This window comes from Nocardia sp. NPDC101769 (assembly GCF_044766925.1).
Classification (GTDB): domain Bacteria; phylum Actinomycetota; class Actinomycetes; order Mycobacteriales; family Mycobacteriaceae; genus Nocardia.
This window is the reverse complement of sequence record NZ_JBIWMX010000008.1, coordinates 27,248-46,522: the sequence shown is the minus strand read 5'-3', so window position 1 is coordinate 46,522 and position 19,275 is coordinate 27,248. Positions and strand designations below refer to the sequence as shown.

The window sequence follows — 19,275 nt, the reverse complement described above, 5'->3', positions numbered from 1 at the left end:
GGTCCCGTCGATGCGGACCGGGTCCATATCCATGCGGACCGGGTCCATGTTCATCCGGTCCGGGTCCATGCCGACCATGACGTCACCTCCCGGTATCCCGATGGCGGGCGAATCCCCTTCCTCCTCAGCAGATTCTGGGTAGCTGTTCCCCGGCCGGCAGATCCACCACCCGGGTACCGCCGAGGGCGGTCCTGGCCACCACCATGCCCGGATGCTCGGACACGCAGGCACCGATCGCAGCGGCCCGCGTCCCGAGTGGATGGGCGTGCATGGCGGCCAGCACCCGGTCCGCGTCCTCGGCCGCGACGAAGGCGACCAGCTTGCCCTCATTGGCAACGTACATCGGGTCCAGCCCGAGCAGCCCACACGCGTCGCGGATCTCGGCCGGAATGGGAATATTGTTCTCCTCCAGTGCCACACCGACTTTCGCGGTATGGGCGATCTCGTTGAGCGATGCGGCCAGGCCGCCGCGAGTGGGGTCGCGCAGCACGTGCACGTCCGCGCCGGTGGCCAGCATGGCAGCCACCAGGCCGTGCAGCGGTGCGGTATCGCTGCACACCGTGGTACCGAACTCCAGTCCCTCGCGACAGCTCAGCACCGCGACGCCGTGCAAGCCGATATCGCCGCTCGCTATCACCACGTCCCCGACACTCGCACGCTGGGGACGGATGTCCACACCCTCGTCGATCACGCCGATACCCGTGGTGTTGATGTACACCCGGTCGCCGTGCCCGGCGTCGACCACCTTGGTGTCACCGGTGACCAGGGTGACACCCGCGCCGAGCGCAGCGGTACCCATCGCCCCGGCGATCTGGGCGATCTCGGCCAGCGGGGTGCCCTCTTCGAGGATGAACGCCGTCGACAGCGCCAGCGGTCGCGCACCGACCATGGCCAGGTCGTTGACCGTGCCGTTGACCGCGAGCTCGCCGATCGATCCGCCCGGGAACACCATCGGTTTGACCACGAAGGAGTCGGTGCTGAAGGCGAGCCTGGACTCCCCGACGGTGAGCACCGCCGAGTCCCCCATGCCGGCCTCGGCGGCCGCGCCGAACGCGGGCAGGAACAGATGCTCGACCAGTTCGCCCGACATCGCGCCGCCGCCACCGTGCCCCATGACGATGGTGGGTGAATCCCGTAATGGCATGGGGCACACCCAGTTCGCCAGGTCGACGGGCGCCGAGATCTCCTCACGCATGTGCCACCTCCGCGGGCAGGTCCAGGCGCCGGTACAGGTAGTAGGCGGCGCACGCGCCCTCGGAGGAGACCATCGTGGCTCCGAGGGGGTTACGTGGCGTGCATTGCTTGCCGAAGGCCGCGCACTCGTGCGGCTTTATCAGCCCCTGCAGCACTTCACCGGAACGGCAGATCGAGGACTCGGCGGTGTGCAGGTCGCCGACGGCGAACCGCCGTTCGGCGTCGAACTCGCGATACCGATCCGAGAGCCGCCACCCGCTGCTCGGTATCACGCCGATCCCGCGCCAGGCTCGGTCGGTGACCTCGAAGACGTCTTCGAGCATCGCCTTCGCGACCGGGTTGCCCGCTTCGGCGACGGCGCGCGGGTAGGCGTTCTCCACCTCGTGGCGTCCGGATTCGAGCTGAATCACGGTGCGCCGGATGCCTTCGAGGATGTCGAGCGGCTCGAACCCGGTGACCACGACCGGAACCCGGTACTTCTCGGCGAGCGGCGGGTATTCGCGGGTCCCCATCACCGTGCAGACATGTCCGGCGGCCAGGAACCCCTGCACCCGGCACGACGGTGATTCCATGATCGCGGCGATGGCGGGCGGCACCAGCACGTGTGAGACGAGCAGCGAGAAGTTGTGTATGCCAAGTCGTTTCGCCTGGTACACGGTCATCGCGTTGGCGGGCGCGGTGGTCTCGAAGCCGATGCCGAAGAACACCACCTGCCGATCGGGATTGGCCTGCGCCAACTCGAGCGCGTCCAGCGGCGAGTACACCACCCGGACATCCCCGCCTTCGCTCTTGACCCGGAACAGGTCCTTGGAGCTGCCCGGTACCCGCAGCATGTCGCCGAACGAGCAGAAGATCACGCCGGGCTGCGCGGCGATGTCGAGGGCCTTGTCGATCATGCCGAGCGGGGTCACGCAGACCGGGCAGCCCGGGCCGTGGATCATTTCGATCGTCTCGGGCAGCAGTTGGTCGATGCCGTGGCGGATGATCGAATGCGTCTGCCCGCCACAGACTTCCATGATCGCCCAGCGGCGAGTTGCGCTCTCCCGGATGCGCTCCAGGAGAACCCCGGCGAGCTGCGGGTTGCTGAATTCATCGAGGTACTTCACGACCCCACCTCCGGTTCATCCGACTCCTGCCCTGTCGATTCCTGCGCTGTTTCGGGATTCGCCTGGCCCGCCTGCGCGGCCGCGATCGCGAATCCGTTACCGAATTCCTCCTTCAGAACACCGAGGTGCTCGAACTCGGCGAGTGTCCGCAGGGCGGATTCCTCGTCGAGCCGCTGAATGGCGAAGCCGACGTGGACGACGACGTAGTCGCCGACCGCAGCGTCGGGGATGTATTGCAGGCACACGTCCTTCTGCACACCGCCGAAATCCACGATCGACATCAGCGTGCCATTGCGCTCTTGCAGGCTGAGAATCCTTCCCGGGACTGCCAGGCACATTTGCTGCTCCCTTCGCTCAACCCGCCTCGGCGGCGAGTAGTTGCCCGAATGCCAGGCCGCCGTCGTTGGGCGGCAACCGATGAGCGGTCAAGACTCGAAAACCGTTGTCCGACAACAGTCCACGTGTGACAGACAGCAGCAGCGCGTTCTGGAACACGCCGCCGGTCAGGACGATCGGGGTGGCCGGGGTGGCGTAGTCGGCCACGAGGCCGAGGACCAGCCGCGCGACCGCGTCGTGGAAACGCGCCGCGATGATCCCCACCGGGACGCCCGCCCGCACATCGCCGATCACGGCGCCGATCACCGGGGCGGCGTCGAACACCGACGGACCGTCCCCGTCTCGATCCGGCCTCGCGAACCGGTAACGTCCGGACCCCGGATCGACCCCGCGCGCATGCCATTCCAGTTCGATCGCGGCCTGCGCCTCGTAGTCGACCTCGAACCGGACCCCGGCCAGTGCCGCGACGGCGTCGAACAGCCGGCCCATGCTCGACGTCGGCGCGCTGCCCAATCCGGTGTCCAGCTGGTGGGCGAGCACGGCACGCTCGGCGGGCGGGCACGCAGCTACCGCGGGAAGATCCTCGGTCCATTCGATTCCGGCGGACCGCAGGTGCGCCAGCGCCATGCGGTAGGGGCGGCGCACGCTCACATCGCCGCCGGCCAGCGGTACGTAGCGCAGGTGCGCCAGCCGCCGGTAGCCCTTGTATCCGGCGGCCAGCACCTCACCGCCCCAGATCGCGCCGTCCGGCCCGAATCCGGTGCCGTCGAAGGCGATTCCGAGGACGGCGGCGGCCGGATCGAGCCCGTGTTCGCCCATGACCGCCGCGATGTGCGCGTGATGGTGTTGCACGGTGCGCACCGGCCGCTCGCCCGCCTGTTCCCGGGCCCACGCGGTCGAGCGGTAGCGCGGGTGGGCGTCGGCGGCCAGCACGACCGGTCGCACGCCGGTCAGCTCCTCGAGGTGGTGTTCGGCCTCGGTGAAGGCGCGCAGAGTCGCCAGATCGTCCATATCGCCGATGTGCTGGCTGAGCCAGGCGTAGCGCCCGTCCCCGACGGCACAGGTGTTCTTGAGATCCGCCCCCACCGCGAGCGTGGGCTGGACCGGCAGCGGAAGGGCCAGGGGCAGCGGAGCGAAGCCGCGGGAACGACGCAACGGCAGTTCCGTGCCGTCGACCACCCGCAGTACCGAATCGTCGCAGGGCACCAGGATGGGACGGTCGTGCGCGAGCCAGGCGTCGGCCAGACCCGTCAGCCGGGTTCGGGCGTCGGTGTCGTCATAGCAGATGGGTTCGCCACCGAGGTTCGCCGAGGTCATGACGAGCACCCGGGGGCCGGGCGGGTCGCCGGGCAGGCCGAAGAGCAGCAGATGCAGCGGCGTATAGGCGAGCATCACACCGAGATCGGGGTTGCGCGGGGCGACCGACGGCGCGATGGCGAATTCCGGAGTGCGCCCACCGATTTCGATATCTGCGGTGTGATCCGCGCGCGGCAGCAGCACGATGGGCCGGGCGGGCCCGGTGAGCAGCCCGGCGGCCGTCTCGTCGATCTCGGTGATGCGCCGTGCCGTATCCAGGTCCGGCGTCATGACGGCGAACGGCTTGTCCCCGCGGCGTTTCCGGCGGCGCAGCTCGGCCACCGCCGTCTCGTTCCCGGCGTCGCAGGCCAGATGGTACCCGCCGATGCCCTTGACGGCGAGAATTCCGCCGTCGCGCAACAGCTCTCGCGCGGCGGCGACGGGCTCGCCGGCGCCGGGGCCGGTGTAGGACAACCGGGGACCGCAGTCGGGACAGGCGATGGGCTGCGCGTGGAAGCGCCGGTCTGCCGGGTCGGCGTACTCGCGGGCGCACCGCGCGCACATCGGGAAGCCGGCCATGCTGGTGCGGTCGCGGTCGTAGGGCAGGCTCGCGATGATGGTGAACCGGGGACCGCAGTTGGTGCAGTTCACGAAGGGGTGCCGGTAGCGCCGGTTGCCCGGATCGCACAGATCGGCGACGCACTCGGCGCAGATCGCCACATCGGGTGAGGCCAGGGTGCGCCCCGTCCCGTCCCGGCTGGTCGCGGCGATACGGAAGCCGGTGCCGCCGCGCACCGGAATCTCGGCGCACTCGACGGATTCGACGACCGCCAGCGGCGGCGGATCCGACCGCATCCGCCGCACGAACTCCGCCAGATCCGCTGTCGCGCCCTCGATTTCGATGATCACACCGCAGCTGTCGTTGGACACCGATCCGGTCAGCGACAGTTCGGCGGCGGTGGTGTACACGAACGGCCGGAAGCCGACGCCCTGAACCACGCCGCGGACCACCACGCGGCGGCGGCGGCGGCGCCCGGCGCTCACGGCGCGTCCCCCTGGCGCAGCAGCCGCAGCCCGTCCAGGGCCGCGGCCGCACCGGCCGCGTCGGTCTTCTCCACCGCCAGGCCCATGTGAATGATCACCCAGTCACCGGGCCGGACCGGATCCTGGTCCAGCAGGCCGACATTCACCTTCCGCCGCTCCCCGGAAACGTCGACGAGCGCGATCTGGTCGTGATAGCCCTCGAGGATCTCCACCACCAGGCCGGGAATTCCGAGACACACGGGTCACACCTCCTGCCGGGCGAGCAGTTCGGCCAGTACGTCGCCGACCGCGGCGACCGCGGCGGGCACGGCGGCGGCGACCACCTCGGTCAGTCCCATACGCTCGGCGACCGAGCACACCTGACAGCCCACCACGACCGTCGGCGGCACCCCGCCGCCGAGTGCGCGCACGGCCTCGAAGACGGCCTCCGGATGCATGGCGTGGCCGTCGAATCCGGCAGCGCCGCCGCCGGATTCGGCACGGAGGACCTCCACGCGTCCGGGTTCGCCGCGGTCGGGGATCGCGTCCACCAGCACCAGCGCGTCCCACCCGTCGAGCAGGTCGTAGGCCAGGTGCAGGCCCCGGATGCCGTAGTCGGTGACGCACACGTCAGGGTGGTGGTCCGGCGGCAGCCGCCGGACCACCTCCGGTCCGAATCCGTCGTCGCCGAGGAAGATATTGCCGATCCCGGCGACCAGCACCCGTGTCGTGCGATCACCCGCTCACATATGCCGTATCCGGAAGTACCTGCGGATATCGGGGATGGACACGACACCCACAGCGACCGCGGCCACCGCGGCCGCAGCGACGATCGCTATCGCCACCACTCCTACCGTTGCCATCTTCGGCCCTTCCTTTCACTCGGGCGAGCCGTCCAGCGGCTCGATCTCATCGGGGGCGAAGTACAGGTAGCGCCCGTACCATTGGTGCAATTCGGCCGCGGGGTCGTCCTCGGTGACCACGCCGACGTGCACCCCACCGTCCACGTCCTCGTGCACCGTGACCACCCTGGCGGTGCGGCCGGCGTAGAAGAGGTCCTGTGCGTCGGCGCGGCGCCCGGGATGCAACCGCACCCGGCTGCCCTTGCGCACCAGCACCCCGGCCACCGCCACCGCGTCGGTGTCGGGCGAGACGGCACCGTCGGCCATCGGATCCCACCAGTCGACACCGTCGGCCAGCGTGGGCAGCACCCGCGGGGACGGGTCCTCCCGCAGCACTCCGTGCAGGGATCCCAGTCGCTCGGCGTCGAGGTTGTCGCAGCGATCGATGATCTCGGCGGCGAGCGGGTCGGTGGCGCGCGCCTCCCGCTTCTCGTCGTCGGTCATGGTCAGCACGCGCAGCGCCAGGATCTCGTCGATCTCCGTGGAGTCGAACAGCGGGCCCTGGCTCTGCGGGGCGATCTCGGGATGGTCGTAGAGGATGATCGGGGAGACCAGCAGCAGCTCCTGCTGGCCGGGCGGGCCCGCCAGCACCGGGAAACAGCGGTGGTGGCAGCAGCTCTCGACAACAGCCGCGGCGTCGGCGGGCGGATCGGTGAGCGAATGGAACAGCCCGCCGTCGAGCTCGGCGATCAGGTGCGCGCCCAGCAGCGAGCGGGCCAGGGCGTCATCGGGATCCGTGGCGGCCGCGCCGGTGTTGCGCAGGACGATACCCACTCGGCGGTAGCCGCCGACGGCGTCCACCGACAGTTCGAGCTCGCCGCGGAGCGGTTCCCGGGTGCGTGACATCGTGCCGACCACGCCACCGGTGTCGTCACTGATCGCCGCACTCTCCTCGGCGCCGGGGACGGTGAACGGAAAAACGCTGTGTACCAGCGGTATCGGGCCGATGTCGTGCTCGTATTCGACGGCCTCGTCCCAGCTCAGCCAGGACCGCCCGGCGGCATGGAGTTCCGCGACGGCGGCGCCGTCCGGGTTGTGGACCGTGCGCCGCTGCCGGTGCAGGAACCGCACCGCGACGCTGATCCGTGCCGACTCGCCGGCCGTGACCGGGAACTGCGTCACGAGCTCGGAATCCTCGCCGAGCCCGTCGGCGGCCGCCCGCTCGGGCCCGAGCACACCGAACTGCCAGCGGCACACGTTCTTCCGGGCGCTCGCCCGGTACGGGTACAGCAGGTACCCCTCGTAGAGCACCGCGTCGGCCACCGCGCGCGCCGCCGCCCGTGCCGCGCCGTCGACGCTCATCACGCACCTCCCGCGGCGAGCAACTCGCGCACCGCTTGGTCGTATCCGAGCAGGCCGCGACCGGATTTGAAGGCGGACAGCGCATCCAGTGTCTCGCGCGACAACCGCACCCAGCCCGTGTCCGGGAAGTGCGCGGCCATCAGATCCCGCCACACCGACACCGGCATGTCGAACCTGTCGTCGCGGTCCCAGGGCACCTGCTGCACCGCGAAACCGGTTGCGCCCTTGATGAACACGGTGCCACTGAACAGGAACGACAGCGGTATCGTGCCGTCGCGCAGCGCGTGCAGGTACTTCGAACCCGCGACCTCGAGGTCGTAGGTGCACAGCATCGGCAGATCCACCTCGGTGCCACCGCTGGAGAAGCCGGGAACCATTGTCGCGCAATGCATCCACAGAAAAGAGCGTTGGGTGTCGAACCAGCGTTCCCGGGGACCGAACAGATCGGTCAGGCCTGCACCCTCCTCGTCGGTGTAGGAGCGCCGGTTCGGGTCGATACGCACCTGTGCGCGCAGGGCGATGGCGTGCACGGGCTCCTCGGACAGCGCGGCGATGCCGATCCGCGCCGACAGGGTCGGCGTCACGGCATACGGTTCGGGCCGGATGCCCAGGACCGCGAAGGTGATCGAGTACGCCGGGCTCACGACGTTCCTCCCGCGACGCGGGCCCGGGCGGTCATGGCGGCGAGGAACTCCTCGATGTAGCGGCGGGCCTCCTGCCCGCCGTCGAATCCGCGCCACAGCAACCGCATGCGCCCGACGAATTCGTAGCAGGCGTCGATCGGCAACAGCAGGCAGGTCGGGGCGCCGCCACGCTCGGGCAGGTGGATCAGCACGGCCTCGACATCGTCGTCGGCCTGTGCGAGTTCGGGATGCCGGTCCAGGATCGCACTCCACTGGTCCATCGGCAGCTCGGATTCGGTGGCACCGGCCGGACCCGGATAGAACGCCACCGTGCGCCCGAGGGCGGAGTTGCGGAAGAAGAAGGCCAGGCCGACCGGAATCTGGAGGGCATCCCACTCCCCCGGGCCGATGCTGACCCCGGGGAAGGCGAGGCAGCGATCCGGGACCGCCCGATACCGCAGGTTCGCGGTGCGGTCGGTGAACAGCAGATAGCAGGCCCGGCAGACGCACATGAGCTGCCTGCCCTCGATATTCACGACATGGCTGTGCGTGTCGGAGATGGCCTCACCGCACATCTCACACCGCTCCCCCGCCGGCGCCGGGACGGGCCGGGAAGTCGCGAGCCTGCGCAGCACGCCGAAGGCGGGATTCATCCGGCCGCCTCCACCGGCACCGCCACCTGCGGTGTGCCCGAACGGATCAAGACCGGGAGCGGTTCCAGATGACCGTCACCATCCAGGCGCGCACCGGCGTGCACGACGTCGAAGTGTGCCCGGCAGACGGGGCAGCGCAGCACGGCCGCGCCGGCCCCGAACCCGGCCCGGCGATGCAGCGCCGCTCCGGCCATCGAATTCCCGCAGGACGCACAGCGATCGCGGTAGACGAACAGCTCGTCGCCGACCCGGCAGGCCAGGACGGCCGCGCCGGCCAACGCGAAACCACCCACCTCGCCCGCGCCGAGCAGAGCCAGTTCGGGCGCCCCGATCCAGTGTCCGCCGTGCTCGCCGCCGCCGTGGACGCGGGCCAGCAGCGACTCGGCCGGAATCACCCCGGCATTCGAATCCGGTTCGGCCGCAACCACTTCGATGGTCTCGATTTCCGGCGCGGCGGCGCGCACCGCGTCCTCGACCGCCAGCTCCAGGGTCACCGAGGAAGACGGGCAACTGCGGCAGCTGCCGGTGAAGGCCAGCCGCAGCACGCCGCCGGTCACCGCCACCACCGTCACGTCGCCACCGTGCGAGCCCAGGTACGGGCGCACCCCGTCCAGCGCCGCACGCACCCGGGTGAGCGTGTCGTGCGGGTGCAGTCCGTGCACCAGCAGCAGGCTGGCGATCAGCTCGTCGGCCGCCAGCCGTTCGAGGGTCTCGGGATCGAGCAGCCGGATGGTCCGCTCCAGCCCCGCGCCGTACAGGCCGACGATCTCGCCGACCAGTTCCTCGGCACGCTCCCGCGCCACGGGCCCGGCGGCGGAAATCGCACCCAGCAGGGTGTCGATCCGCTCGCCGGCCTCGCGCCAGCGATCGGTGTCCGCGGCCTGAGCGCGGTGGTCGTCGAATCGGTCGTTCACCGCGCTCGCCTTCCGGTACCGGCTCGACCGCTACTCAGCGGTCAGCGCCTGGGTGGGTGAGTGGAGCAGGTCCAAGGACTTGCCACCACCCAGGTACATGTGGACGCCGCAGGGCAGGCAGGGATCGAAACTGCGGACGGTCCGCATGATGTCGATGCCCTTGAAGTTCTCCCGATCGTTCTCCTCGAAGATCGGCTGTCCCTGTACCGCGTCCTCGTACGGTCCCGGGGTTCCGAAACTGTCGCGCGGGCTGGCGTTCCAGGGTGTGGGCGGATACGGGTGGTAGTTGGCGATCTTGCCGTCCCGGATCACCATGTGGTGCGACAGCACACCGCGGACGGCCTCGGTGAAACCGCAGCCGATGCTCGCGTCCGGAACCTCGAACGGCTCCCAGGTCTTGGTCCGCCCGGCCCGGATCTCTTCGAGCGCCTTCTCCGCGAAGTGCAACGCGCACGCCGCGGCGTAGGCCTGGAAGTAGGTGCGGGCGCGATTGCGCTCGATGGTGTTGCTGCCGAAAGTCGGTATCGTCCACTCCAATTCGACCGGACCCTTGAGCGCCGTCTTCGGCAGATTGATCTGCACGCTGTGGCCGGTGGACTTCACATAGCCGATATCGACCAGCCCCGCCAGGGCGGTGGACCACAGTCGTGCCAGCGGTCCGCCACCGGTGTCGAGCGCGAGATGATCCTTGCCGTCGAACCACCGTGGCGACATCACCCAGCTGTACTTGTCGTCCAGGTCGCGCTTCTGCGGGCTGGGGTTGGTGTGCTGATTCCAGGGGTGGCGGCGATCCACCGGATTGCCCAGCGGATCGTTCTTCACGAACATCTCCTGGTCGGTCCAGTCCTCGTAATACGAACTGCCCAAGAGGATTCGGAGACCGAGATTGATGTCCAGCAGTGAGTGGGTGATCAGTTTCCCGTCCACTATGACGCCGGGGGTCACGAACATCGCGTTACCCCAGTTCTCCATGTCCTTGTAGGCGAAGTTGCACACCTCCGGATTCTGGAACGAGCCCCAGCAGCCCAGCAGCGTGCGCCGCAGGCCGACCCGGTTGTAGCCGGGCAGCGCCGCGTAGAAGAAGTCGAACAGGTCGTCGTGCATGGGCACGACCTTCTTCATGAACTCGACGTAGCGCATGAGCCGCGTCACGTAGTCGGTCATCAACTGGATGGTGGCGACCGTGCCGACCCCGCCGGGGTACAGCGTCGACGGGTGCACGTGCCGGCCCTCCATGAGGCAGAACATCTCTCGCGTGTAGCGGCTGACCTGCAGCGCCTCGCGATAGAACTCGCCGGTGAAGGGGTTGAGCGCCCGCATGATGTCGGCGACGGTGCGATAGCCGTGCGCCTGCGCGTGCGGCGCCTCGGTCTTCTCGGCCAGGGCCAGCACGCCCGGGTTGGTCTCGGACACCATCTTCTCGCAGAAGTCCACGCCGACCAGATTCTCCTGGAAGATGTTGTGGTCGAACATGTACTCGGCGGCCTCGCCCATATTGACGATCCACTCGCCCAGATTCGGCGGCTTCACCCCGTAGGCCATGTTCTGGCAGTAGCACGAACAGGTGGCGTGGTTGTCACCGCAGATGCCGCAGATGCGGCTGGTGATGAAGTGCGCGTCACGAGGATCCTTGCCGCGCATGAAGATCGAGTAACCACGGAAGATCGAGGAGGTGCTGTGGCACTCGACCACCTCCCGGTTCTCGAAATCGATCTTGGTGTAGATGCCCAGACTGCCTACGATGCGGGTGATCGGATCCCATGCCATCTCGACGAGGGAATCCGGTTCGATCGTGCGGTGCGAGGGCTCGGGAATGATCTCGGTCATCGGATTGCCTTCCCTACCAGGTCCGGACCGCGCCGGAATCCAGCTTGTCTCCCTTGTGCCGCCAGCTCGGCTCCTTGTCCACGGTGCGACCGGTGATGTGCCGCAGACTGCGAATCACCGAGCCGTACAAACCCGACGCGGTGGAGGAGAGCTTGCCGCCGGGTGGCTCGTCCATGAAAGGCATGAACTTGTCCGGGAATCCCGGCATGGTGCAACCGATGCAGATGCCACCGACATTCGGGCAACCGCCGACGCCGTTTATCCAACCGCGTTTGGGTACATTGCATTTCACGACCGGCCCCCAGCAGCCCAATTTCACGATGCATTTCGGCGAGCCGTATTCGGTGGCGAAATCACCCTGCTCGTAATAGCCCGCGCGATCGCAGCCCTCGTGCACCGTCGCACCGAAAAGCCACTTGGGGCGCAGTGCCTCGTCGAGCGGGATCATCGGGGCCTGGCCGGTGGCCATGTAGAGCAGGTAGGTCAGGGTCTCGGAGAGATTGTCGGGCTGAATCGGGCAACCCGGCACACACACGATGGGTATGCCGGCCTTGCTCTTCCACTCCCAGCCCAGATAGTCGGGGACGCCCATGGCGCCGGTCGGATTGCCGGCCATGGCGTGGATGCCGCCGTAGGTCGCGCAGGTGCCGGCCGCGACCACCGCGGTCGCCTTCGGGGTCAGCCGATCGAGCCATTCGCTGGTGGTCATGGGCTGACCGGTCTCGGGATTGTTGCCGAACCCGCACCAGTAGCCCTCGACGTGCAAGCGCTCGTTCGGGATCGACCCCTCGACGACCAGGACGAAGGGCTCGAGCTCGCCCCGATCGGCCTTGAAGAACCACTCGAGGAAGTCGTCGGCTCCCCCGGCCGGGCCACATTCGTAATCGATGAGTGGCCAATGAACGGCGATCTTGGGCAGGCCAGGCAGGGATCCGAGAGCTATCTCCTCGACACTGGGCTGGGTGGCGGCAGTCAGGGCCACCGAATCGCCATCACAACTGAGTCCCGCGTTGATCCAGAGAACGTGAATCAGCGTCTGCTCCGCATTGACTGCTTCTTTAGTCGGCATGAAAAGGTGCCACCCTTCGAAGCGAAATGCAAGGCGGTCGGACGTCGCCGTTTTCTCGAAAACGACCGGCCGGGATGTGAGCCTGATCACGTAAGTTTAGGCCCGGCCCGAGACCGCCTCAAGAGTTCACCGGACCGGCACGCGCTGTGCGGACAGCCATTCGTACCACTGCCCGAGACCCGCCCCGGTGGACGCCGAGATCTCCAGGATCCGGACTCCGGGATTCACCGATCGCGCGAGCTCACCGAAGCGGACCGGATCGAAGTCGACGTAGGGCAACAGGTCGATCTTGTTGATCAGCACCAGGGTCGCCACCGAGAACATGTGCGGGTACTTCAGCGGCTTGTCGGTGCCCTCGGTCACCGAGATCACCACGACTTTGCCCCTCTCCCCCAGATCGAACAGCGCCGGGCACACCAGGTTTCCGACATTCTCGATGAACAGCAGGCTGCCGGACTCCGGTGCGAGCATGTCGAGGGCGCGCCGGGTCATGGCCGCGTCCAGGTGACAGCCGGCACCGGTATTGATCTGTGCCACCCTGCATCCGGTGGCCATGATCCGCTCGGCGTCGAGCAGGGTCTCCTGATCCCCCTCGATGACAGCGATCGGCCCCGCACCGAGTTCACGGATGGTACGCACCAGCAGCGTGGTCTTACCCGCGCCCGGCGAACTCGTCATATTGAGCGCGAGGATGCCGCGTTCGGCCAGCCAGGCCCGGTTCTCCTGTGCCTGCCGGTCGTTCTTGGCCAGGACCCGCTGTTCCAGCGTCACGGTCTCGGTGATCGGCAGGTGCACATGGTCCGCGCCGTGTTCGTGTCCGGCATGGTCGTGCCTCGGGTGCCCATGATCGTGATGGGTATGGTCGTCATGGGCATGGTCGTCATGGGCGTGATCGTCATGGGCGTGATCGTCGCCCGGGCCGTGCTGGTGCGGGACGGTGATCAGTCCGCCCGTCTCGCCACCGCATCCGCAGGTAGCACACATGGGTCGCTCACCTCCATGGATCGGATTCGCAGCTCCCGCCCGGCGGTCACCTCGACATCCGCACTGCCGCAACGGCACAGCAGCACAGGATCGGGCAGAACGAAGTCCCGGCCGCAGGCCCGGCACCGGGCCATGCCGGGAATGAGACGGATATCCAGACGTGCGCCCGCCGCGACGGTTCCCTCGGCGGCCAGCTCGAAACAGAAACGCAGGGCATCGGGGACGACGGCACAGAGTTCGCCGATCTCGAGCGTCACGCTGTGAACGGTGCGGCCGGCCGCGTGTTCGCCGACGGCATCGATGACACTCTGGGTAATCGCCATCTCGTGCACAACGAACTCGTCTCGTCGAGAAGGACCCCTACCGAGAAGGACCCCTCCCAAGCTACTCCCGAGCCTTTCCCCGCACACCACCCCAGCCCACCGGCGCCCTCGCGGTTCATTCCTCGGCGCCCGGTTGCCGCGCGCTGGTCCATTTCTCCTCGAGGCGGCCGTAGTGCCAGGCCAGCAGCGCAATGGCCCAGGTGAGGACGAACAGGCCGACCACCAGGAACCCGACCAGCTCGAGGTCGAGTCCGCCGACCCAATCCCAGACGCCACCGGTCCACCCGAGTTGGCCCACGAGCAGGCCGAGCAGCTCGATGGTGCCGATGATCAGCGCGACCGCGACGGACAGCGCCGTGACGGTGATGTTGTAGTAGACCCTGCGCACAGGTTTGGCGAAAGCCCACCCGTAGGCGAAGTTCATGAAGCCGCCGTCGATGGTGTCCAGCAGGCTCATACCAGCGGCGAACAGGATCGGCAGACACAGAATCGCGTACCAGGGCAGGCCCACCGCCGCACTGGTGCCGGCCAATACCAGCAGCGCGACCTCGGTGGCGGTGTCGAAGCCGAGACCGAACAGCAGCCCGATCGGATACATCTGCCAGGGCTTGGTCACCGACCTCGTCATCGGCCCGAGTAGCCGATTCACCAGGCCGCGCTGCGCCAGCCGCTGCTCCAGCTCGGCCTCGTCGTAGCCGCCGCGCATCCGCCCGAAGACCCGCAGAATACCCACCAGCACAACGAGATTCAGGATCGCGATGAGGTAGAGGAACATCCCGGATACGGTCGTGCCGATCAGTCCGGTGTAGTGATGCAGCGCCGAGGAGTCGTTCTCGACCGGCCCGACGACGACCCGCACGCCCAGCGAGAGCAGCAGGGCCAGCCCGAAGACGACCGTGGAATGTCCGAGGGAGAAGAAGAATCCCGCCGACAGCGGCCGTTGCCCATCGTGCATGAGCTTGCGGGTGGTGTTGTCGATGGCGGCGATGTGGTCGGCGTCGAACGCGTGCCGCATGCCCAGGGTGTATGCGGTCAGGCCGACTCCGATACCGAGGGTGCGGTCGCCGACGCTGAGATGCTGCGGGGCCACGAACGCGACCAGCGTGAACCAGCCCAGCACGTGCAGGCCGACGATCACCCCGGCCATCGCCACCAGTCGCAGCGATTCCTGCCGGGTCAGCGCCAGGCGCTTCGTCAACGAGCGAAAGGGCCTGCGCTGCCGCGTTGTTGATGCCACGATCTGCCAATCGACGCAAACCGAATCCTCTGACGGTAAACCCGCGCTCGCCGTTCGAGCAACCGATGGTGCGCGTACCGCGTGGTGCGGCCCGGGAACCGCCAGGGTTCATCGCCCGGGTACTCGCTCGTGGGCGGTCAGCAGCAGATGGTCGAAGTGGGTGCGAATCGGCTTCGCCCCATCCGCCAGGGCCTGCAGGTCCTCCATCAATTGCGCGGCCAGCGTGCGCAGCTTGGTATTGGTCTCCTGCGATCGCCAGGTGAGCACGCGGAACGCCGCCTCGGCGCTGACACCGTAGACCAGCATGATCGCCCCCTTGGCCTGCTCGATCACCGCGCGCGCGGCGTACAGCTCGTGCAGGCTGTCGTCGAGGGCCTCCTGACGGTGTTCGGCGAGAGCCTCGGTCACGTCGATGTAGTAGCCGGCCGATCCGACCACTCGGTCCTGGCCGTCGACCATCCGATCGCCCACCACGATCACGTCGTGCACGCTCCCCCCGGTGTCGATGATGCGGTGCCGGCTCGAGAACGGCATGGCATCGTTCGCCGAACGCGCGATCGTACCGGCGACCAGGACACGATCCTCGGGATGCTTGTGTGAGAGCAGCAGATCAGTGGTCGGCAGCACGGATCCCGGCTGGTACCCGTGCATCACGGCCACCTCATCGGACCATTCCCACCGCTGGTCACCGAACCAGAAGCGGAAGCTGCCGACGCTCTGTGGGCGACCCGCGCCCATCACCCGTTCGAGGATCTGCGCATTGTCCGGAGCAGGCTCACCGCCTTGTGTCACAGCCGAATTATTCGCCGCACCACCGACTCGGGGGACAACTCGGCGCGACCGACACCACAGCGATACGCCGGGCGGTCATCCCGGACTGCCGCCGGAATGCTCTGCCGCCCAGGCCGCTATCTGCGCGCGCGAGGTGAATCCCAATTTGACCAGGATGTGTTCGACGTGCCCCTGTGCGGTGCGCTGTGAGATCACAAGACGGGTCGCGATCGCCCTGTTCGTCAGACCTTCCGCGACGAGGTCGGCGACCTGCCGTTCACGCTTCGTCAGCTGCTGCGGCGCACTATCGGCCGTGGGGGAAGGTTCGTCGAGCGCGAGCCGTACGGCCGAGTCGAGACTCATCGCGGAACCTTCCTGGCGGGCCCGGTCGAAGGCACGCACGCCGAGCGCATCGCGGCTGCTCCGCACGCACTCGGCACGGTATGCGAGCAGATCACGGATCATGAGCGTCGCGGTGCCGGCGAGGCGCCTCAACTTGTCGGCCGCGCCCACCAGGACAGCCGCACGGCGGGCTTCGTGCCGGTCGGCAGCAATCCAGGCCAGCGTCTCCAGACAACCCGCGGCGACGAGCGGATCGGCCAGCAGAGCGGACAGTCGAACGCCTTCCTCCAAGAGGCGCTTGGCGCGTTCGACATCGCCGGAGCGCCACACGGCGAAGCCCGCCGCGAACAACGCCCATGATCGATAGATCGTCTCGCCGCAGGCCGCTGTCGTGGCGAGCGTCTTTTCGTGGCAGGCGACGGCCCGGGCAGCATCGCCCCCCAGGGCGTAGGCCCAGCCGAGGGAGAGTCGGGCATCCAACTCCATTCCGAACTCACCGCCCGCCTCGTAACTGCGGACCACATCGGTAAGGAGGGCAGCCGCGTCGGACTCACCGACGTTGCCGCGGGCGAGCGCCTGATTTGCCTCGGCGTGGTTGACCAACGCTCCGACCAGCGGCTCCACCGTCTGCTCGGCGAGTACGCGGAGTTCCGCGAACCGGTCGCTCGCGGTCTGCAGGTCGCCGTTCAAACCCGCGATGTTGCCGGCGGCGAAGAGTGCCCTGGCTCGATCCGTGGTCCGGCCGTCGACCGAATGGCCGAGCACGCGCTCATACCAGCGACGGCCCTCATGGAGCCGCCCTCGCAGGCCCCAGAACAGGTACAGGTTCGTGACCATCCCGAGCCCGCCTTCGTCGGACTCGGACAAACTGAATTCCAAGGCCTTTCGAAGATTCGGCAGTTCCCGCTCGAGCCGGGCAACCCAAGCCAGTTGATGCGGACCGATCAAATTGGCGTCCGCCTCGCGTACCAGTCGTTCACACCAGTCCCGATGCCGCCGGTGCAGGCCCGGGAACTGGCCGGACTCCTCGGCCTTCTCCCGGCCGAATTCGTGCACCGACTCGAGCATCCGGAAACGCACCGCCCCACCGGCTTCCTGCCGGACCAGGATGGATTTGTCCACCAGCGCGGACAACGTATCGAGCACCTGGGACTCGGTCATGTCATCGGCGCACACCTGCTCGACGGCGTCGAGTTCGAAGCCGCCGGTGAACACGGACAAGCAAGCCCACAGCCGCTTCTCGTCGGGTGTGCACAGGTCGTAGCTCCAGCTGATGCAGTACCACAGCGTCTGCTGCCGCTTCGGCGTTCCCCGGCCACCCCGGGTCAACAGGGCGTACCGGTCTCTCAGCCGGGTCTGGATCTGCTCGACCGACATCGTGCGCAGACGCGCCGCGGCCAGCTCGATCGCCAACGGCAATCCGTCCAGCCTGGCGCAGATCTGGGCAATGCCGCGCTGGTTCGCTTCGGTCATCTCGAACCCCGGCACCGCCGCGGCGGCCCGCTCGACGAACAGTGCCACCGCGTGGCTGTGAGCCAGCGCCCGCTCATTGGTCGAATCGGGAATCCCGAGCGGCTGAAGCGGATACACGGCTTCCCCGCCGATCCCCAGTGCTTCGCGACTGGTCGCCAGAATTCGCACATTCGGACACGCCAGCAGCAGCGTCTCCGACAGCTTCGCGGCCGCGTCGATCACGTGCTCACAGTTGTCCAGCACCACCAGCAGATCATGCGGTGCCAGCGCCTCCACCAGCGTGTCGAGCACGGATATCACACCTTGGCTTCGTAGTCCGAAGACAGCAGCCACCACATCGGGCAGCAATGCGTCATCGCGCAGCTCCGCCAACTCGACCAGCCACGCGCCGTTCACGAACTTCTGCCGAACCTTGTGAGCGACTCGCAGTGCGAGCCTTGACTTTCCGACCCCGCCGATCCCGGTCAAGGTCACCAGACGTGACCCGGCCAGCAGATTGCCGACCTCGGACAACTGGGTCCGTCGATCGACGAAGCTGGTCAGCTCGAGCGGCAGATTTCCGGTGCCCTCGTGCAATCCGTCGCTGCGGATACGCGGAACTCCTTGCGGCACGGACGTTTTCGAACTCACCAACGATTCGGGTTCGGAGCCCGATTCGTCGCGCACCGCCATGTCGTCGACCGCGAAACCGTGCTCGAGCTGTATTCGACGCAGTTGCTCGCCCAATACCGCCGCGGCAGGACGGTTGTGCGGGTCGGGAGACATGGCCGCATCGATCACTGCGCGTACGTCCCAGGGGATACCGATTGCACAGAGGTCGGGATTCGAAGGGGTGGTGATCCGCACGAACCGGGCCACCGCCTGCCCACCACTGCGGCGTTCGAACGCGACGTGGCCGGTGAGCGCACAGAGCAATGTGGCTCCCAGCCCGTAGACGTCCGAGCCACGGCTGGGGGCCTGTCCACCCAGCACCTCGGGCGCGGTGAAGACCGGCGAGCCGGTGGTGATCTCGGCTTCGGTCTCGAACTCGCCAGAGACGTGGGCGATACCGAAGTCGGTCAACACCGGCTCGTCGTAGTCGGTGAGCAGAATGTTCGCCGGCCTGATATCGCGGTGGAGAACTCCCGCTCGATGTGCGGATTCCAGCGCCCCCGCGATCTTCACCCCGATGTGAAGCGTTTCCGCGAGAGACAGTGGACCGTCGTCCCGGATACGTCCACCCAGCGAGCCCCGGGAAAAGTACGGCATGACCAGGTAGGGGCGGCCGCTGCCCGTTTGCCCGACCTCCAGCATGCTGACAATGTTCGGATGCCCGGTGAGAGGACCCATCGCCCGCTGCTCGCGAAGGAACCGGTCCCGGTCCTCCTCCAGTTCACCGGTGAGGACCTTCACCGCCACCGTGCGGTCAGCGGCAACTTGGGTGCACCGGTAAACAGCCCCGAGACCACCCCGGCCGATCTGGTGGGCGTCGACGAACCCGGCAGCACTCAACTCCGTGACGACGTCGGGACCGGCATCACGCTGCGTTTCGAATGGATCACTTTCAGACATCGATAACTCGCAAATCGCCAGCAGCGGACACCAGCCAGAATATCTCCACGCGGGTGGTCGGACCATTGCGAAAAAATGCTCGCGACCGGCCGTGACCGCACTCCGAGAATGCTGTTGGTTCCCGGGTGACAACGTCTGCCATGCCCGACACGGGTGCCGGCGGATCGGCGGATCGAGGCAAGAGCCGGAAAAGGGCAAGTCCCGGAAATAGGTATGTCTGCGGGAGATCGGCCGTCGTGCCCGAACAACCCCGCAACCGATGCTGTCACCACTGCCGAGCGCACCCGAAAACACCGCCAGGGCCCCACACACCCCGCACGCCGCAACGAAGCGACATGCACTCGGCAAC

18 protein-coding genes are annotated in these 19,275 nt (G+C 67.7%); all 18 read right to left on the bottom strand.

The features are described 5' to 3' along the window. Positions 1-124 precede the first annotated feature (124 nt). On the bottom strand, positions 125-1,195 hold the full coding sequence (hypE, locus tag ACIRRA_RS15355; protein ID WP_402767720.1) for a hydrogenase expression/formation protein HypE: 1,071 nt from the start codon (positions 1,193-1,195) through the stop codon (positions 125-127). After that, a complete protein-coding gene (hypD, locus tag ACIRRA_RS15350) occupies positions 1,188-2,300 on the bottom strand; it encodes a hydrogenase formation protein HypD (RefSeq protein ID WP_402767718.1) in 1,113 nt (370 codons plus the stop codon). Before hypD ends, hypE begins: the two co-directional genes overlap by 8 nt. Beyond that, positions 2,297-2,638, bottom strand: coding sequence for a HypC/HybG/HupF family hydrogenase formation chaperone (locus ACIRRA_RS15345; protein WP_402767716.1), 342 nt, complete (start codon positions 2,636-2,638; stop codon positions 2,297-2,299). The genes hypD and ACIRRA_RS15345 overlap by 4 nt, the downstream gene beginning before the upstream one ends. 16 nt (positions 2,639-2,654) lie before the next feature. Continuing rightward, complete coding sequence (gene hypF, locus ACIRRA_RS15340; protein WP_402767714.1) at positions 2,655-4,976, bottom strand: carbamoyltransferase HypF; 2,322 nt, start codon at positions 4,974-4,976, stop codon at positions 2,655-2,657. Continuing rightward, the gene (locus ACIRRA_RS15335) at positions 4,973-5,215 is read right to left on the bottom strand and encodes a HypC/HybG/HupF family hydrogenase formation chaperone (protein WP_402767712.1); all 243 of its coding nucleotides are present in this window, start codon (positions 5,213-5,215) and stop codon (positions 4,973-4,975) included. Before ACIRRA_RS15335 ends, hypF begins: the two co-directional genes overlap by 4 nt. A 3-nt stretch (positions 5,216-5,218) precedes the next feature. Continuing rightward, the gene (locus tag ACIRRA_RS15330; RefSeq protein WP_402767710.1) at positions 5,219-5,677 is read right to left on the bottom strand and encodes a hydrogenase maturation protease; all 459 of its coding nucleotides are present in this window, start codon (positions 5,675-5,677) and stop codon (positions 5,219-5,221) included. A gap of 21 nt (positions 5,678-5,698) precedes the next feature. Continuing rightward, positions 5,699-5,818 (bottom strand): DUF6893 family small protein, encoded by a 120-nt coding sequence (locus ACIRRA_RS15325; protein ID WP_402767708.1) that lies wholly within the window; start codon positions 5,816-5,818, stop codon positions 5,699-5,701. Between the two features lie 15 nt (positions 5,819-5,833). Next, the gene (locus tag ACIRRA_RS15320; RefSeq protein ID WP_402767706.1) at positions 5,834-7,159 is read right to left on the bottom strand and encodes a hypothetical protein; all 1,326 of its coding nucleotides are present in this window, start codon (positions 7,157-7,159) and stop codon (positions 5,834-5,836) included. Next, positions 7,159-7,803, bottom strand: coding sequence for a DUF6084 family protein (locus ACIRRA_RS15315; RefSeq protein WP_402767704.1), 645 nt, complete (start codon positions 7,801-7,803; stop codon positions 7,159-7,161). The genes ACIRRA_RS15320 and ACIRRA_RS15315 overlap by 1 nt, the downstream gene beginning before the upstream one ends. Further along, a complete protein-coding gene (locus tag ACIRRA_RS15310; RefSeq protein ID WP_402767702.1) occupies positions 7,800-8,435 on the bottom strand; it encodes a DUF5947 family protein in 636 nt (211 codons plus the stop codon). Before ACIRRA_RS15310 ends, ACIRRA_RS15315 begins: the two co-directional genes overlap by 4 nt. Further along, complete coding sequence (locus ACIRRA_RS15305) at positions 8,432-9,349, bottom strand: NifU family protein (RefSeq protein WP_402767700.1); 918 nt, start codon at positions 9,347-9,349, stop codon at positions 8,432-8,434. Before ACIRRA_RS15305 ends, ACIRRA_RS15310 begins: the two co-directional genes overlap by 4 nt. Before the next feature lie 30 nt (positions 9,350-9,379). After that, positions 9,380-11,176, bottom strand: coding sequence for a nickel-dependent hydrogenase large subunit (locus ACIRRA_RS15300; RefSeq protein ID WP_402767698.1), 1,797 nt, complete (start codon positions 11,174-11,176; stop codon positions 9,380-9,382). 13 nt (positions 11,177-11,189) lie between these two features. Further along, entirely contained in the window at positions 11,190-12,245 is a 1,056-nt protein-coding gene (locus ACIRRA_RS15295; protein WP_357008970.1) for a hydrogenase expression protein HypE, read from the bottom strand. 126 nt (positions 12,246-12,371) lie between these two features. Continuing rightward, positions 12,372-13,229: a hydrogenase nickel incorporation protein HypB gene (gene hypB, locus ACIRRA_RS15290; RefSeq protein WP_402767696.1), complete on the bottom strand. Its 858-nt coding sequence runs from the start codon at positions 13,227-13,229 to the stop codon at positions 12,372-12,374. After that, the gene (hypA, locus tag ACIRRA_RS15285) at positions 13,187-13,561 is read right to left on the bottom strand and encodes a hydrogenase maturation nickel metallochaperone HypA (RefSeq protein ID WP_402767694.1); all 375 of its coding nucleotides are present in this window, start codon (positions 13,559-13,561) and stop codon (positions 13,187-13,189) included. Before hypA ends, hypB begins: the two co-directional genes overlap by 43 nt. 106 nt (positions 13,562-13,667) lie before the next feature. Next, the gene (locus tag ACIRRA_RS15280; protein ID WP_402767692.1) at positions 13,668-14,789 is read right to left on the bottom strand and encodes a HoxN/HupN/NixA family nickel/cobalt transporter; all 1,122 of its coding nucleotides are present in this window, start codon (positions 14,787-14,789) and stop codon (positions 13,668-13,670) included. Positions 14,790-14,897: 108 nt separating this feature from the next. Continuing rightward, positions 14,898-15,581, bottom strand: a complete 684-nt coding sequence (locus ACIRRA_RS15275; RefSeq protein WP_402767690.1) for a PAS and ANTAR domain-containing protein — start codon at positions 15,579-15,581, stop codon at positions 14,898-14,900. Between the two features lie 75 nt (positions 15,582-15,656). Then, complete coding sequence (locus ACIRRA_RS15270; RefSeq protein ID WP_402767689.1) at positions 15,657-19,124, bottom strand: protein kinase; 3,468 nt, start codon at positions 19,122-19,124, stop codon at positions 15,657-15,659. Positions 19,125-19,275: the final 151 nt, after the last annotated feature.

Bases quoted from the DNA above. Each gene is read 5' to 3' on its own strand.
- ACIRRA_RS15300 (WP_402767698.1), bottom strand. From the start codon at position 11,176: ATGACCGAGATCATTCCCGAGCCCTCGCACCGCACGATCGAACCGGAT.
- ACIRRA_RS15310 (WP_402767702.1), bottom strand. From the start codon at position 8,435: ATGAATCCCGCCTTCGGCGTGCTGCGCAGGCTCGCGACTTCCCGGCCC.
- ACIRRA_RS15325 (WP_402767708.1), bottom strand. From the start codon at position 5,818: ATGGCAACGGTAGGAGTGGTGGCGATAGCGATCGTCGCTGCGGCCGCG.
- hypE (WP_402767720.1), bottom strand. From the start codon at position 1,195: ATGCGTGAGGAGATCTCGGCGCCCGTCGACCTGGCGAACTGGGTGTGC.
- ACIRRA_RS15295 (WP_357008970.1), bottom strand. From the start codon at position 12,245: ATGCCGACTAAAGAAGCAGTCAATGCGGAGCAGACGCTGATTCACGTT.
- ACIRRA_RS15345 (WP_402767716.1), bottom strand. From the start codon at position 2,638: ATGTGCCTGGCAGTCCCGGGAAGGATTCTCAGCCTGCAAGAGCGCAAT.
- hypB (WP_402767696.1), bottom strand. From the start codon at position 13,229: ATGTGTGCTACCTGCGGATGCGGTGGCGAGACGGGCGGACTGATCACC.
- ACIRRA_RS15320 (WP_402767706.1), bottom strand. From the start codon at position 7,159: ATGAGCGTCGACGGCGCGGCACGGGCGGCGGCGCGCGCGGTGGCCGAC.